The organism is Neptuniibacter sp. UBA6509, from assembly GCA_002435145.1.
Classification (GTDB): Bacteria; Pseudomonadota; Gammaproteobacteria; order Pseudomonadales; family Balneatricaceae; genus Neptuniibacter.
In genome coordinates this window covers 51,136-66,240 of record DJLT01000096.1, presented here as the reverse complement: position 1 = coordinate 66,240, position 15,105 = coordinate 51,136, and the positions used below count along the sequence as shown (strand labels likewise).

At 42.4% G+C, this 15,105-nt stretch carries 14 protein-coding genes; 9 read left to right on the top strand and 5 right to left on the bottom strand.

Translation table 11 applies throughout. From position 1 onward, the window contains the following. The 3 genes from groL to B4K11_RS12475 all read right to left on the bottom strand — a co-directional run. Positions 1-1,637 (bottom strand): chaperonin GroEL (groL, locus tag B4K11_RS12485; protein WP_292959405.1); only part of this gene is annotated, 1,637 nt, incomplete at its 3' end. 64 nt (positions 1,638-1,701) lie between these two features. Next, entirely contained in the window at positions 1,702-1,989 is a 288-nt protein-coding gene (locus B4K11_RS12480) for a co-chaperone GroES (RefSeq protein WP_292952641.1), read from the bottom strand. A gap of 157 nt (positions 1,990-2,146) precedes the next feature. Beyond that, complete coding sequence (locus tag B4K11_RS12475) at positions 2,147-2,635, bottom strand: FxsA family protein (RefSeq protein WP_292952638.1); 489 nt, start codon at positions 2,633-2,635, stop codon at positions 2,147-2,149. A 401-nt stretch (positions 2,636-3,036) separates the two neighbouring features. Between B4K11_RS12475 and B4K11_RS12470 the strand changes: the two genes are divergently transcribed. Then, positions 3,037-3,804, top strand: a complete 768-nt coding sequence (locus B4K11_RS12470) for an SDR family oxidoreductase (protein WP_292952635.1) — start codon at positions 3,037-3,039, stop codon at positions 3,802-3,804. Between the two features lie 116 nt (positions 3,805-3,920). On the opposite strand, the gene B4K11_RS12465 is transcribed toward B4K11_RS12470, so the two are convergent. Continuing rightward, the gene (locus B4K11_RS12465) at positions 3,921-5,843 is read right to left on the bottom strand and encodes a PhoX family protein (RefSeq protein WP_292952632.1); all 1,923 of its coding nucleotides are present in this window, start codon (positions 5,841-5,843) and stop codon (positions 3,921-3,923) included. Positions 5,844-6,198: 355 nt separating this feature from the next. On the opposite strand from B4K11_RS12465, the gene B4K11_RS12460 reads away from it, so the two are divergent. From B4K11_RS12460 to B4K11_RS12440, 5 genes are all read left to right on the top strand, one after another. After that, on the top strand, positions 6,199-8,370 hold the full coding sequence (locus B4K11_RS12460; protein WP_292952629.1) for an esterase-like activity of phytase family protein: 2,172 nt from the start codon (positions 6,199-6,201) through the stop codon (positions 8,368-8,370). Between the two features lie 272 nt (positions 8,371-8,642). Further along, complete coding sequence (locus tag B4K11_RS12455; RefSeq protein WP_292952627.1) at positions 8,643-9,314, top strand: DUF2057 domain-containing protein; 672 nt, start codon at positions 8,643-8,645, stop codon at positions 9,312-9,314. Positions 9,315-9,365: 51 nt separating this feature from the next. Beyond that, complete coding sequence (locus B4K11_RS12450; protein WP_292952624.1) at positions 9,366-10,322, top strand: porin; 957 nt, start codon at positions 9,366-9,368, stop codon at positions 10,320-10,322. Between the two features lie 173 nt (positions 10,323-10,495). Beyond that, the gene (locus B4K11_RS12445; RefSeq protein ID WP_292952622.1) at positions 10,496-11,917 is read left to right on the top strand and encodes an AmpG family muropeptide MFS transporter; all 1,422 of its coding nucleotides are present in this window, start codon (positions 10,496-10,498) and stop codon (positions 11,915-11,917) included. Between the two features lie 71 nt (positions 11,918-11,988). Continuing rightward, positions 11,989-12,204, top strand: a complete 216-nt coding sequence (locus B4K11_RS12440; RefSeq protein ID WP_292952619.1) for a hypothetical protein — start codon at positions 11,989-11,991, stop codon at positions 12,202-12,204. A gap of 58 nt (positions 12,205-12,262) precedes the next feature. Here B4K11_RS12440 and B4K11_RS12435 read toward each other — a convergent pair whose 3' ends face one another. Further along, entirely contained in the window at positions 12,263-12,745 is a 483-nt protein-coding gene (locus tag B4K11_RS12435; protein ID WP_292952616.1) for a YajQ family cyclic di-GMP-binding protein, read from the bottom strand. Between the two features lie 83 nt (positions 12,746-12,828). Between B4K11_RS12435 and B4K11_RS12430 the strand changes: the two genes are divergently transcribed. From B4K11_RS12430 to B4K11_RS12420, 3 genes are all read left to right on the top strand, one after another. Next, entirely contained in the window at positions 12,829-13,740 is a 912-nt protein-coding gene (locus B4K11_RS12430) for a 2-dehydropantoate 2-reductase (protein WP_292952613.1), read from the top strand. A gap of 104 nt (positions 13,741-13,844) precedes the next feature. After that, positions 13,845-14,747 (top strand): polyphosphate kinase 2, encoded by a 903-nt coding sequence (ppk2, locus tag B4K11_RS12425; RefSeq protein WP_292952610.1) that lies wholly within the window; start codon positions 13,845-13,847, stop codon positions 14,745-14,747. An 18-nt stretch (positions 14,748-14,765) separates the two neighbouring features. Continuing rightward, a complete protein-coding gene (locus B4K11_RS12420) occupies positions 14,766-14,993 on the top strand; it encodes a phosphatase (RefSeq protein WP_292952607.1) in 228 nt (75 codons plus the stop codon). Positions 14,994-15,105 lie beyond the last annotated feature (112 nt).

Here is a 15,105-nt window from a genome sequence, read left to right as displayed (position 1 = left end):
CCCATACCACCCATACCACCCATGCCGCCCATATCAGGCATTGCAGGAGCACCACCTTCAGAAGGCTTATCAGCAATCATCGCTTCTGTAGTGATCATCAAGCCCGCAACAGATGCAGCAGCCTGAAGTGCAGAACGCGTTACTTTAGCTGGGTCAAGGATACCCATATCGATCATATTGCCATATTCACCCGAAGCGGCATTGTAACCAAAGTTACCTTCACCCTTCTCACGAATGTTAGATACGATTACAGAACCTTCTTCACCAGCATTGCCAACAATCTGACGTAGAGGAGCTTCTAGTGCACGGAACGCAAGCTCAATACCAACGCTCTGATCATGGTTGTCACCTTTAAGATCTTTAACCTGATCCATCGCACGGATAAGCGCAACACCACCACCAGGTACAACACCCTCTTCAACTGCAGCGCGTGTCGCATGTAGTGCATCCTCAACACGTGCTTTCTTCTCTTTCATCTCTACTTCAGTCGCTGCGCCAACTTTAATCACTGCAACACCGCCAGCAAGCTTAGCAACACGTTCTTGTAGCTTTTCACGATCGTAATCAGAAGATGTTTCTTCCATCTGAGCACGGATCTGGTTAACACGCGCTTCAATCGTATCGCCAGCACCAATACCATCAACAATCGTTGTGTTTTCTTTAGTGATAGATACGCGCTTAGCCTGACCAAGCTGCTCTAATGCTACTTCTTCAAGTGTTAGACCCACTTCTTCAGAAATAACTGTACCGCCAGTTAGGATGGCAATATCTTCAAGCATCGCTTTACGACGATCACCAAAACCTGGTGCTTTAACTGCCGCTACTTTAACGATTCCGCGCATGTTGTTAACAACCAAAGTTGCTAGCGCTTCACCTTCAACATCTTCACCAATGATAAGTAGTGGGCGAGATGCTTTAGCAACTTGCTCAAGAATTGGAAGAAGATCACGAATGTTAGAGATTTTCTTATCAACAAGAAGAATAAATGGCTGTTCTAATTCAACAGACATGCTTTCTTGGTTGTTAATGAAGTATGGAGAAAGGTAACCACGATCAAACTGCATACCTTCAACAACATCTAGTTCGTTATCTAGTGCAGTACCTTCTTCAACGGTAATAACACCTTCTTTACCAACGCGCCCCATCGCTTCAGCAATAATCTCACCTACTTGCTCATCAGCATTAGCAGAGATCGTACCTACTTGCGCAATAGCTTTATTGTCAGCACAAGGCACAGCCATAGCCTGGATCTGTTCAACAACTGCAGCAGCAGCTTTGTCGATACCGCGTTTAAGATCCATTGGGTTCATACCAGCTGCAACTGATTTCAGGCCTTCGTTTACGATCGCTTGGGCAAGTACTGTCGCAGTCGTAGTACCGTCACCCGCAACGTCATTAGCTTGAGACGCTACTTCTTTAACCATCTGAGCGCCCATATTCTCGAACTTATCTTCTAGTTCGATCTCTTTCGCTACAGACACGCCATCTTTAGTTACAGTAGGTGCACCGAAAGACTTATCAAGAACAACGTTACGACCTTTTGGGCCCAAAGTAGTTTTTACTGCATCAGCAAGAATATTAACGCCTGCAAGCATACGCTGACGCGCATCGTTGCCAAATAAAACTTCTTTACTCATTTTAAAAATCCTGTATCAAATTTTTTTATTAATATGCACTAAACGAAAAGTTAAACTGGAAAGTTTAGTCTTCCAGTACACCGTAAATTTCGTTTTCGCCAAGAATAAGTAGCTCTTCACCACCTACTTTAACGGTATTAGCATAACCGCCAAACAGTACGGTATCCCCAACCTGAACAGAAAGCGCTTGACGCTGACCGTTATCCAGAATACGACCTTCCCCTACAGCAACAACTTTACCCTGGTTAGGCTTTTCCTGTGCAGAACCTGGTAAAACAATTCCGCTTGCGGTTGTAGTTTCTTCTTCGTTACGACGAACAACTACACGGTCGTGAAGTGGACGAATTTTCATTTTGTTCTCTCTCCTGATCTCTATCTGATCAAAACAAACATTATGTTAGGAAACTAAGCCGTTAAGACAATAATTAAACGACCCTTTGAATAGCTAAATTGGGGCATAAAAAGTGAATTCAACACCCTCAATTAATTTATTACTTAATAAAGTAAATTTAATCCTTTCGCTTAAACTCTCCATCAATCACATCACCCTCGCCACGAGGGGGTATGTTCTGCTCATGAGCTGATTGCTGGAATGGATCGCTAGAATAAAACTGAGCGCTGCCTGCACGACTTTGCTGAGCGGCTACGATTGTAAAACGACTCATTAATTTAGCCGCAAAGGTTTTTCGGGTGAAAGGCAACAAACAACTGAAACCGATGACATCAGTCACAAAGCCAGGTGTTATCAATAAAGCACCGCCCACCGCCAAAACGATACCTTCTATCATCTCTTTACCAGGGATCTCTCCTTGGTTAGCTCTTTCTTGAGCTCTCGCTAAAGTAGAAATCCCTTGGTAACGAAGCATATTTACACCGATAAATGCAGAAAGTAGCACTAAACCTACCGTGTTCCATGCGCCTATTGCCTCACCTACATTAATAAGAACAGTGATCTCTATAATAGGAATGATAATAAACAGTAAAAAAAGAAACTTCATGCAGCGCCTCGTTAGCCATAAATAAGTACCATTCAGTAGAGTTAGCCTCTCTATTAAACAGTAACATCTACTATTCGTATGGGTTACTACCCACTTTTTCAAGTTTTGAGCGCTTTTTAATTCGCTTTACTTAAAAAAACCACTCAGACCACACCAAGAAAACAGGCTTAATACTTAAGTACAGACCTATATTGCAACGCAATAAAAAAGCGTAAAAACATATACTTACATATATGAAATCACTAATAAAAATACCCCTCAAAAGTATATAAAACTTATAGATATAGCAATTCATACAGTCAATATGTGGACATTTCCGCAAAAGCATTATAAGTTTAATTTCTGCACAATGACGCAACGCACAATAAATTCAGAGTCAACCGAAGTAAGGGTAGTCCTAAATGGAACTCAAAGATAAAGTAATTGTTGTAACTGGCGGTGGCCGTGGTCTTGGTCGCGCAATGGCGCTTGAACTAGCTTCTCAGGGCGCAAAATTAGCATTGGCTGATCTAAGCCAAGAAGACTTAGACACTACTGTTGGCCTTTGCATGGAGCAAGGTGTTGAAGCACGCGCTTATGTTTGCAACGTTGCAAATGAAGACGAAGTAGAACAGATGTTCAAATCTGTAGTAGCAGATTTTGGCACACTAAGTGGTCTAGTAAACAACGCTGGTATCACTCGTGACGGTCTTTTCCTAAAAGTTGACCGCGAAACAGGCAAAGTAGCTAAGAAAATGTCTATGGATCAGTGGAATCTGGTTATGGATGTTAACCTTACTGGTACATTCCTATGTGCACGTGAAGCTGCTGCACAGATGATCGACCTAGGTGTTGAAGGCTGCATCATCAACATCTCTTCTATCTCTCGTTCAGGCAACATGGGCCAGACTAACTACACTGCAACTAAAGCAGGCGTAGAAGCAATGGCTGTTACTTGGGCTAAAGAACTTGCACGTTACAAAATCCGTGCTGCTTCTATCGCTCCAGGCTACATCGGTACTGAGATGGTAATGAGCATGAAACCTGAAGCACTTGATAAAATTGCTGCAGGCATCCCAGCTAAACGCCTTGGTACTCCAGCTGAAATCGCTAAAACAGTTACTTTCATTCTTGAAAATGACTACATCAGCGGTCGCTGCTTTGAAGTTGATGGCGGCCTACGCATCTAATTCAAAGTTATTTAAAAAAACCGGCTTATGCCGGTTTTTTTGTTTCAGCAAAGCACAAAAAAAGGAAGACAACCTGTCTCCCTTTTTTAACACGCAGCAAAAATCACACGCTAACGTTACGCGCCAATCACCCCACCATCTTCACGAGTGATCATCACGATAGTTGAACGAGGCTTGCTTTCCCCACCCTCTGGGAAGTGAGAAGGTTTACCTTTTTCACCTGGATGCTGGATACCTACAAACATAGTCTTCTGATCAGGTGTGAACGTCAAACCTGTAACCTCACATGCGATTGGACCCGCAAGAAAACGATGAATTTCACGCGTTTCTGGATCACCACACAACATCTGGTTGTTACCCATACCCGCAAAGTCATCTTTATTAGAGTACTTACCATCAGTCATAATCCACATACGGCCCGCGTTATCAAAACCGAGTCCATCAGGGCTATTAAACATATTCTCAGACGTAACATTACTGCTACCCGCTAAAAGCCCCTCTTTATGGATAGATGGGTTGCCGGCAATGACATAAAGATCCCAATCAAATTCAGCGGTGGTGTGGTTACCATTAGCAGGCATCCAACGAACAATCTGTCCGTACTTGTTAGACCCGCGTGGGTTTGGTCCACCAATTGGCTGATTATCTTTGTTACCACGATTTTTATTGTTAGTCAGTGTACAGAAAGCGCTCTTCTTACTTGGGTGAATCGCAACCCACTCAGGACGGTCCATCGTCGTTCCACCCACCTGAGTTGCAGCAAGGCGAGTATGAATCAACACTTCAGCCTGGCTGTTGAAACCGTTCTCAGGAGTCAAACCGTTTTTGCCGAATGTCAGTTCAATCCAATGCCCTTTACCTTTCAACTCACCTTCGTTAGCAGTGAACTTAGCAACATATAACGTGCCTTCATCCAGCAGCTTACGGTTATTAGCCTGGTTGTTAGCATCGTATTTGCCTTTAGAAACAAACTTGTACAGGTGTTCACCACGCTCATCATCACCCAGATAAACAACAACATGACCGCTGCTTTCGATCATCAGCGCAGCATTTTCATGTTTAAAACGCCCCAATGCCGTACGCTTCTGGGGTTTAGACTCTGGATTCTTTGGATCTATTTCAACAACCCAGCCATGACGGTTTGGTTCATTCGGGTTTTTAGCCAGATCAAAACGCTCGTCGAACTTGCTCCACTGATAACGCTTATCAGCCGGCTTGATACCGTAGCGCTTCTGTTCAGCAGGAACATCGTAAGACTCATCTGGCGTACCGAAGTAGTTATGGAAGTTCTCTTCACAGGTGAGGTAGGTACCCCACGGGGTTTCGCCATTTGCACAGTTATTAAAAGTACCCAACACTTCGACACCGCTCGGATCTGCAGCAGTTTTCAGTAGATCATGGCCGGCAGCTGGCCCCGTCAACTGCATCGGTGTGTTAGCGGTGATACGACGATTCAGCTTACCGCTGCGATCAACCTCCCAACCTTTAGACGTCTTCTTGATCTCAAATACAGACACACCATGAGCATTCTGTGCTTTTTTAACATCATTCGCTGTCATGCTTTCGCCCTTGTGGTCAAACAGCAGATCGTTGTTAGTGTATTCGTTATTAACCGCCATAACTGCACGGTCATCAGACAACGGGAAAAGCGTCATACCATCCGTATTATCACCAAACTGCTGGGCCTGACTAGAAGCTGGAGCTTTACCTGATGGATCAAATTCAGGCGCATTTGCAAAGATTGGATCACCCCAAGAGATCAGATTGGTTGCTTTATAGCCTTCAGGCACTACGACTGAATCAGCAGTACTGGCAGGCACGGGCTTAAAACCAATCAATTTACTTGTAACTGACGATGACATCGCAGCTTGAACAGACTTTGCAATAGGTGACAAGCCAATAAAAGCCCCAAGACCCAGCGCCCCCATACCCGCCATAAAACCACGACGACTAACCACTTTGTCAGTCATACGTGTAAATTCAGAGTCCTGCTCATTTTTCAAATTACTGCAAATGTCATGTGAATTGTCGTAACCCATTTTTATTCACCCATTGTATTTATAAGTAAAGGCTAAAGCGGACTCGCTTTTTATAACCAAAGCCAAAGATGCCTTGCAACCGATTAATCAAAGTGGTGAAAGTAGAGTGTTTGAGTGACAAAACAATGACAAAACAAGCATACACAGTAGACGAAACAAAAACTTCACCAATCTTTAACATGACAAAAAAAAACCCAAATATAAATCAAAATAACACCTACAATTCAACAAGTTAACAACACAAAAACCCAACCAAAAACTTTAAAGAAAGCTTTCCCATCACATAACTGTCATAGAGCCCCCATAGGATCGCGCTCCTAATCACTGACGCACCCTATTAATAGGAGTCTAAAAAATGTTTGGCCACCCAGGTAAACACACCCTCATTGCATTAACCTTAGCCTCTGCTGCCGCAACCGCTCAAGCAGACACATTTAACCGTATTGCCACTTTCGCTAACATTCACAATTTACCTGCAGGTTCCGCAGTTACGACTGAAACATCCGCAGAAATTATCGCCGCAACTAAAGATGGTAATACCCTTGTTTACTCTGATAGCCCTTTAGGTGGCATTGGCTTTATTGATATTAAAGATGCCTCTAAGCCTAAACCGGGTGGTTTCGTAGCTCTGGATGGGGAACCTACCGCCGTAGCCGTGACAAGTAAAAGCGTACTCGCTGGCGTAAACACATCAGAAAGCTATGTTAAGCCAAGCGGCAAACTAGTGTCCCTAAGCCTTAAAGATCATAAAGTAACTGGAAGCTGCGACTTAGGGGGGCAACCCGATTCAGTTGCCGTATCTAAAGATCAAAAGTATGTTGCGGTTGCGATTGAGAACGAGCGCGACGAAGATCTAAACGATGGCGCACTACCGCAGCTACCGGCGGGTTACCTAACAATCGTTCCATTAGACAATGGAAAGTTAGTGTGTAACAAAATGAAAAAAGTCGACATGGCCGGCATGTCAGAAATTGGCTCAGACGACCCTGAACCAGAATTTGTTGACTTTAACGACAACAACGAGATTGTCGTAACACTTCAAGAGAACAACCATCTTGCCATTGTTGAGGCAGCAACAGGAAAAATCATCAACCACTTCTCAGCAGGTTCAGCTGAGCTAGCGATGATCGATACAAAGAAAGATAAAGCGTTGGATTTCTCCAACACACAAACACGCCTACGCGAGCCAGATTCTGTTAAATGGATCGATAATGAGCGCTTCGTTACAGCAAACGAAGGAGACTTTAATGGAGGTTCTCGCGGCTTTACCATTTTTAATAAAAATGGCGAAGTCATGTACGAGTCAGGTTCTGATTTCGAGCACAAGGTAATTGCAACGGGTCACTACCCTGACAAACGCTCAGGTAAAAAAGGTAATGAACCTGAAGGCGTTGCTATTGGTAAATTCGGAAAAGACACTTACATATTCATACTGTCTGAACGCGCTTCAGTTATTGGCGTATACCGCGATACAGGAAAAGAACCAGAGTTTGTGCAGATGCTACCGTCAGGTATTGCACCAGAATCTGCAGTCACTATTCCTAGCCGTAACCTTCTAATCAGCGCTAATGAAAAGGACCTTATTGAAGATAAAGGCCCTCGCGCACACGTGATGATTTATGAACTCAGTGATAAAGCAGCAGCCTACCCTCAACTTGTCTCTAAAACTGACGAGAAAGGTATGCCAATTGGTTGGGGCGCGCTTTCAGGCCTTGCCGCAGATCCTAAAAAAGCAGGTCAACTTTACGCGGTAAATGATAGCTTCTATGCCAATCAGCCAACGATCTTCAGCATTGATGCAACGCAGACACCGGCGATTATCACTAAAGCACTACCCGTGACTCGCGATGGTGAACCCGCTAAGAAACTAGATTTAGAAGGAATTTCCGTCGATGGCGAGCATGGTTTCTGGTTGGCCTCTGAAGGCAATTCAAAGAAAAAAGTTCCCCATGCTATCTACCATATAACCCCTAACGGAGAGATTGATCAAACCATCAACTTCCCAGCGAAGTTAATGGCTTACGAGCAACACTTCGGTGCTGAAGGTATAACTCAAGTTGGCGATACACTTTGGATTGCAATCCAACGAGAGTGGGCTGACGATCCAAAAGGGTTAGTAAAACTGCTTGCATACAATTTTAAAACAAAAGAATGGCGCGCAGCACACTATCCCCTTGAAAAAACGAATACAGGCTGGGTTGGTCTATCAGAAATCACAGCCCATAACGACGCGCTGTACTTAATTGAGCGTGATAATCAGCTAGGTAAAAATGCCAAAACAAAACAGCTAACCCGTATCCTCCTATCATCACTATCAACCGCGCCGCTCGGGGAGCCTCTCCCTATAGTGAACAAAGAAATTGTAAGAGATTTCATCCCTGACCTTAAGTCGCTCAACGGTTATATCACCGACAAAATCGAAGGATTTACCGTCGATGTTAACGGTACAGCATTCGCCATTACCGATAACGATGGTGTCGATGATAGTTCTGGTGAAACACTTTTCTTCTCAATCAACAGCCTATAGTTCCCAATGAATCTTATAGCCCCTTGCTTATCAAGGGGCTTCCTCCCACAACAACCAACCAAAGTTTATAATAACAATCAACATAAAATAAACGCTTACCGTATTGCAAATCATTATCAACACTATTACAATCCACACCCTCGCGGATTTAGGTGTATTTTTGATAAATTAAAAAATTATCAAGAAAGAAATATTTCTTAAATACAAATGAAATATTAAGCCGCTAATATTCCGCCGCATAAGAAATCAAACAACGAGTAAAGGCAATTAAGTTGAATTTATTTAAAATCATAAAAAAAGAAATATTACTAGGCAGTTTATTGTTGATAAGCGCTTCATACGCGTCTGCTGATAATATTTTAAATCTTGGCGAAGGTATTAACTTAATTGCTAGTAATGGAAAAGAAGTAAATACGGATAGTTTTTTAAATAACTCCACTACGTATAAGTTACCCAATGGAATTAACCAAATAATGGTTAATTATACGGCTGAGATAAAAAGAAGCGGCGAATATGAATTAGAACATTCAAAGTCATTTGTATTGCTATTTGAGCAACACGATAAAAACTTAAAATTATCTGCACCTGAAATAAAAAAACTTATTGATATCAAAGAGTTTGAAAAAAAATCAAACTGGGCATTAACAACAAGCTCAGGAAAAAAAGTCGATTTTAAAGCAGCAATAATTGAAAAAAACGGTTTTCAATTTGGTCGTGACTATGAACGTGAGCTTGAAATATTCAACAAGTCTAACAACCCAGCGTCCCTACCAAAAAAACAATTTTTCACCCCTACAGATATAAAGCCAATAAATTCGAATATGGCTAACAAATCAAGTGATATAAACAAAGAAAATACGCCCGCTAAAATGCTGATTTTTTGGTACAACCAAGCAGATCAAGAAACCAGAAATTCATTTAAAGAATTAATAAAAAATCATTAATTAAATTTTCAAAGAATATCCATTTATTTAAATCTCCCGGAGAGTATTAAAATGAAAAAGTTAATCCTTGCAACGGCTATCGCTGCAATTACAGCTAACTCTGCGTTTGCAGCAACTATTTATGAAGACAATGGAATCACCTTTAAAATGAAAGGTGATTGGCAAGTTCAACTGCGCGATAACGCAAGCAAATCCAAAGATGCCGAAGTTGAGTTTGACGACCTAGAGATTAAGAACTCTATCGCATACGATCTTGGTAACGGTTTAACTGCATATGGCCAACTAGACTTCGGTTTCAAAAACGCTGCTGAAGACAAACAGTCTGGTGACGATCTTGAAGAAGCTTACCTAGGCATGAAGGCACACAACATGTCTTTTCAAGTTGGTAAAATGGACAATGCAGCGTATGATTTCGGCGTTGAAAAAGCTATCGAAGAATCTCTTGGCAAAGACGTATTCCATGAGTTTGGCTCATATAAAGGTGATGACGTAATCCGCTTCGATGCTGACTTCGATGTTGCTCGTGTAGCTATCTCTCATGAACTAGAAGCTGACGGTGAAGATAGTTCTAATAATGAATCAACTGAAATCTTTGTTGAAGGTGGCTTTGACACAGTAACACTAGGCGCAGCTTTTCAAACGCTTAAAGCTACACCAACGTCTGACTCTGTTGATATTTGGGGTCTAAGCGCTGAGTTTGATGCAGGCTTTGCTAAGCTAGGTATGGACTACGGTGTCTCTGACCAAGGTACTAGCAATAATGACGTAGCTATGACTAACCTTGTTGCTACATTCAAAGCAGCGAAAAGCACTAAAGTTTCCGTAGGCTACATGGAGCACGATTACGATGCTGCTAACATGGATGAAGATGCAATTTACGGTAACGTAACTTACAAATTCCCAGCACAGAAAAACGTTTCTGTATTCGCTGAAATCACTCACCGTGATGATGATGCTGGTACTGATTACGACCTAGATCTACTTGCTGGCATGCGCATTAAGTTCTAAATCGCATTCAAACTCAGATTTAAATTCGCCCCCTTCATTTAAATCTGAGTGCGAGACCCCAGGCCCGATTTATCGGGCCTTTTTTATGGCTTTTAGCCTCTCCAGCCAATTCGACATTGCCTTGTAAACAAGAGACAGGGACAATAAGCGCTTATTCATGGAAGGCGTGCAAAATGTCATCAGTTGGTTCTCAGTCTAATTCCTGGCTTTCATCCGCTAAAGTTTATTTACACCCCAGAGCAATCACTCTGTTATTACTGGGTTTTTCTTCAGGCCTTCCTATTCTTTTAGTCTTTGGCACTCTCTCTTTTTGGTTAAGGGAAGCCGGTGTCGAGCGTAGCTTAATTACTTATTTCTCCTGGGTTGGCCTAGCCTATGGCTTTAAGTGGCTCTGGGCGCCCTTAGTGGACCGACTCCCTATTCCATTACTCTCTAAATGGCTCGGGCGTCGCCGCAGCTGGCTATTATTAGCTCAAATACTTCTCTTAGTCGGGTTAGCCGGATTAGCCTTCTCTAATCCCCTAGAAAACTTACAGCTCATGGCTCTGCTTGCTGTGGTGGTCGCATTTAGTTCCGCCACACAAGATATTGTGATTGATGCATACAGAATAGAATCAGCGGAAGAGAACTTACAAGCAGCTATGGCTGCGACTTATATGGCAGGTTACCGTATCGCCATGATCGTTGCGGGCGCAGGCGCCTTAGCGGTTGCTGCTTGGGCAAGTCTAAGTCCGGAAGTATACGATCTGACCTCATGGAAAACTGCTTATTTAGCGATGGCCTCTTTAATGCTTGTAGGGATCAGCACGACCTTAGCGATCGCGGAACCTAAAGCCGTCGAAATGGATGAAGCAACCAAAGAGCAGCAGAATAAAGTCATCGAATACAGTGAGAAATACGCTCATTTACCTCAATTTATTGCTCGCTTTATTGGTTGGTCATATATCGCTATCGCCTGCCCTTTTATTGATTTCATTCAAAGATACGGTAAGCAAGCCATTATTATCTTAGCCCTAATAGGCACCTATCGCATATCTGATGTGATTTTGGGCATCATGGCGAACGTATTTTATGTAGATATGGGATTCACGAAGGGTGAAATAGCACAAATCATTAAAATCTATGGCGTAATCATGACCATTGTTGGCGCAGGCTTAGGCGGTATTTTAGTCAACCGCTTTGGTGTAATGCGTATCTTATTTATGGGTGCATTACTGGTTTCAATAACTAATCTACTTTTTGCTTGGCTCGCAACGCAAGGTAACGATACAACGGCTCTAACATTGGTTATTTCTTTAGATAATTTAAGTGGAGGCATCGCCACAGCGGCGTTCATCGCTTATCTCTCTAGCCTGACCAATATTCAATATTCAGCCACACAATATGCTCTTTTCAGCTCTGTGATGCTGTTATTCCCCAAGTTCTTAGGCGGATTTTCCGGTGGTTTTGTTGATGCTTACGACTATGAATGGTTCTTTATCTGTGTCGCCTTGCTGGGACTTCCTGTTTTGTTGCTTATATCCCTAGCAGCAAAAGCGGCCAAAGAAAACATTGACCAAGCACAAGAAAAGACCATGGACATAAATGATAATTAATATCATTTACATTTAGATTTTATTAACCTATGATCTCTTTACTACTTAAAAAGCTAAGGGAGAATAGGGAAATGACATATATGATTGATGCGTGGTTTGAGAGAAGTAACCCTTACCTTAAGGTTATTCACCGTTCAACCGGAATCCCTTTGGTCAGCTGGCGTGGCGAAACGCTTTTAAACAAATTACAAAACGGTGCTATTTGTGTTGAGGATTTTGAAGAAACTCCATCACAAGAATTAGTAAAGGAACTGTTTCTACTCGACTGCCTTGAAGAGGAAGGTTAAGTATTCAAATAACAATCGAGTAGAGAGTGACTAAGCAGCCATGTTTTGGGAGGGACGACTAATCGCGAAAGTTATTAAACTGCAAAGGAAGCTCAAGGTCCGCTTCACGTAAAAAAGCCATGACTTTTTGTAAGTCGTCTCTTTTTTTACCTGTCACACGTACCTGTTCACCTTGTATCTGGGACTGAACTTTGAGCTTCGCATCTTTGATCATCTTAACGATTTTCTTAGCCAGCGGTTGATCTAGTCCCTGCTTTAATACAACTTCTTGACGCGCTCGCATGTTTGCTTTTTCGGGGTCTTTAACTTCTAAACAGCGCACATCGATTTTCCGTCCAATCATTTTTGTACGTAAAACATCAAGCAGCTGTTGTAACTGGAAGTCTACCTCCGCATGCATAACTACCGAACCATCACTCTGCTCAAAACGGGCATCAACACCTTTAAAATCATATCTCATCTCTATTTCACGATTCGACTGATCAACAGCGTTAGAGACTTCGTGCATATCCAATTCAGATACAATATCAAATGATGGCATTTTCCCACTCCTAAATTTTTTTACGATTCTAGCTGACCTACACAGCCTTTTCACGTCACAATAGCGTATTGGAGGGTAAATAGATGAAACAACGTTGGCATATTCTTGGTGCAGGTTCTATCGGTTGTTTATGGGCTTGCCATTTGACAGAGTCAGGCTATCCCGTCTCTTTGATTTTGCGTAATCAACAACGGTTAACCCAATTCTCAGAAAAGAGCGGTATCCAAATCGGTAATGATTTTTTCGCTGTATCTGCTGAATTAGCTGACGGTCCCCTGCCGATACAACAGTTACTTGTCACCACAAAAGCTATTGACACTATAGACGCCTTTAACAGTATTAGAGAACGGGTCGCCGATAACGCACGGGTAGTGGTTCTGCAAAACGGTATGGGGAGCCAGCAATGGATTAAAGCACAACTACCAAATGCAGACGTCACATGGGCATCCACTACCGATGGTGCGTGGCTAAAATCGCCATTTTCACTTGTACATGCAGGTAAAGGCTTTACTCGGATCGGGTCACCCGATACTAATTACCCTTGGTTAATGTCGTTAGATAATGGATTTCTCAACGTTGAAATCGATGACGACATATCCGGAACATTGTGGCGAAAATTAGCCATCAACTGTGCCATCAACCCTCTCACCGCAGTTCACCAATGTAAAAATGGTGACCTCATTAAGAATCCTGATTACTTAGCAACAATGGCTGCGATATGCACAGAAGTTGAGCTCGTAACAAAAGCAGAAGGACTTAGGTTGTTTGAGGGACCTCTAATAGAGCAAGCGTGCCAAGTAGCTGAACTTACAGCCGATAATTTCTCCTCAATGTTGCAAGATATTCGCCACCAGCGAACAACAGAAATATCACATATAACCGGATATTTGTGCGACCTAGCAAAACAACATCATCTACGAATCCCAACAAACCAGCTATACCTAAGAAAAATTGAAAAAATTCAGGATGATATCAAACTTAATCAAGCTTTTTAAAAACAGCTTCCTATTTCAACACCTTACTTGATGTATATCAAAAACGACTAATACAACAGGCGCATAATTGTAGGCACCAATTAACTACTTTAATAGGAAAGCCTATGAACCAGGAGTTACAGACACCCACCCCACTTTTAAATGATACAGTGGTTAAACCTGAAGAAGACCATTGTCCATCTGTACTGCTGGATCAGGAAATGACTGATATTTTCGAGGCTAGCGACTACCCGTACGATACAAAGATATCGCGTAGAGAATATGAGAAGCAGAAAAAGGAGTTACAGATTGAACTCCTGAAAATGCAGAACTGGGTAAGAGATACTGGGCAGCGTGTCGTTATTTTGTTTGAAGGTCGAGATGCTGCGGGTAAGGGTGGAACAATAAAGCGTATGATGGAGCACCTTAACCCTCGTGGTGCGCGCGTTGTAGCTTTAGAAAAACCAACCGAACAAGAACAAGGCCAGTGGTATTTTCAACGTTATATCAACCACTTGCCAACAGCCGGAGAGATCGTTCTTTTTGACCGTTCATGGTACAACCGAGCAGGCGTAGAAAAAGTAATGAACTTCTGCTCCCCTGCTGAGTACCTTGAATTCATGCGCCAAACTCCTGACTTAGAACGTATGCTAGCGCGTAGCGGCATAAAGTTGTTTAAGTTCTGGTTCTCTGTCAGCAGAGATGAACAATTTAAGCGTTTCCAAGCACGACGAGTAGACCCTCTTAAGCAGTGGAAATTATCCCCCATTGATCTAGCGTCTCTAGACAAATGGGATGCCTATACCGAAGCAAAAGAGTCAATGTTTTTCTATACCGATACGGCTGATGCGCCATGGACTGTTATCAAATCCGATGACAAAAAACGTGCTCGACTTAACGCTATGAGGCACTTTTTAGGACGTATGGCTTATCCTAATAAAAACCCCGATATTAAATTACAACCTGATTCACTGATTGTTAGCAATGCACAAGATTCACATATCGACCGTCATCCAACTCACAAGTAAGGGCTAAGGATAAAGATCATGACTATGAAACAAACAGAACACGCTAAACATGTCGTCGATTCATTCAAAGCTAAGTTACCTGATGCGATGAGTAACGATATCGGCGATGCCCACTTTGATGAATTAGCCTTAATGATTGAATCAGCAATTAGTGCTGCTGTACTTACTGAAATGGAAAAGGCGGCCGATAAAATTGATGAATTAGCGCATAATATTCGTCACTTCGCTGAACATTTTGATACCTAATTATCGATGCTTAATTATCGATAGCTAAACCATCATCAAAAAGTAGCAAAAAGCGGGATTTAGTTCCCTATCTTGTTAGGCTTACAGTCACTCCCCTTCTGTAAGCCTTCTT

Excerpts from the sequence above, each read along its gene's own strand:
- B4K11_RS12480 (WP_292952641.1), bottom strand. The coding sequence starts at position 1,989 with ATGAAAATTCGTCCACTTCACGACCGTGTAGTTGTTCGTCGTAACGAA.
- B4K11_RS12475 (WP_292952638.1), bottom strand. The coding sequence starts at position 2,635 with ATGAAGTTTCTTTTTTTACTGTTTATTATCATTCCTATTATAGAGATC.
- B4K11_RS12470 (WP_292952635.1), top strand. The coding sequence starts at position 3,037 with ATGGAACTCAAAGATAAAGTAATTGTTGTAACTGGCGGTGGCCGTGGT.
- B4K11_RS12465 (WP_292952632.1), bottom strand. The coding sequence starts at position 5,843 with ATGGGTTACGACAATTCACATGACATTTGCAGTAATTTGAAAAATGAG.
- B4K11_RS12460 (WP_292952629.1), top strand. The coding sequence starts at position 6,199 with ATGTTTGGCCACCCAGGTAAACACACCCTCATTGCATTAACCTTAGCC.
- B4K11_RS12450 (WP_292952624.1), top strand. The coding sequence starts at position 9,366 with ATGAAAAAGTTAATCCTTGCAACGGCTATCGCTGCAATTACAGCTAAC.
- B4K11_RS12445 (WP_292952622.1), top strand. The coding sequence starts at position 10,496 with ATGTCATCAGTTGGTTCTCAGTCTAATTCCTGGCTTTCATCCGCTAAA.
- B4K11_RS12440 (WP_292952619.1), top strand. The coding sequence starts at position 11,989 with ATGACATATATGATTGATGCGTGGTTTGAGAGAAGTAACCCTTACCTT.
- B4K11_RS12435 (WP_292952616.1), bottom strand. The coding sequence starts at position 12,745 with ATGCCATCATTTGATATTGTATCTGAATTGGATATGCACGAAGTCTCT.
- B4K11_RS12430 (WP_292952613.1), top strand. The coding sequence starts at position 12,829 with ATGAAACAACGTTGGCATATTCTTGGTGCAGGTTCTATCGGTTGTTTA.
- ppk2 (WP_292952610.1), top strand. The coding sequence starts at position 13,845 with ATGAACCAGGAGTTACAGACACCCACCCCACTTTTAAATGATACAGTG.
- B4K11_RS12420 (WP_292952607.1), top strand. The coding sequence starts at position 14,766 with ATGACTATGAAACAAACAGAACACGCTAAACATGTCGTCGATTCATTC.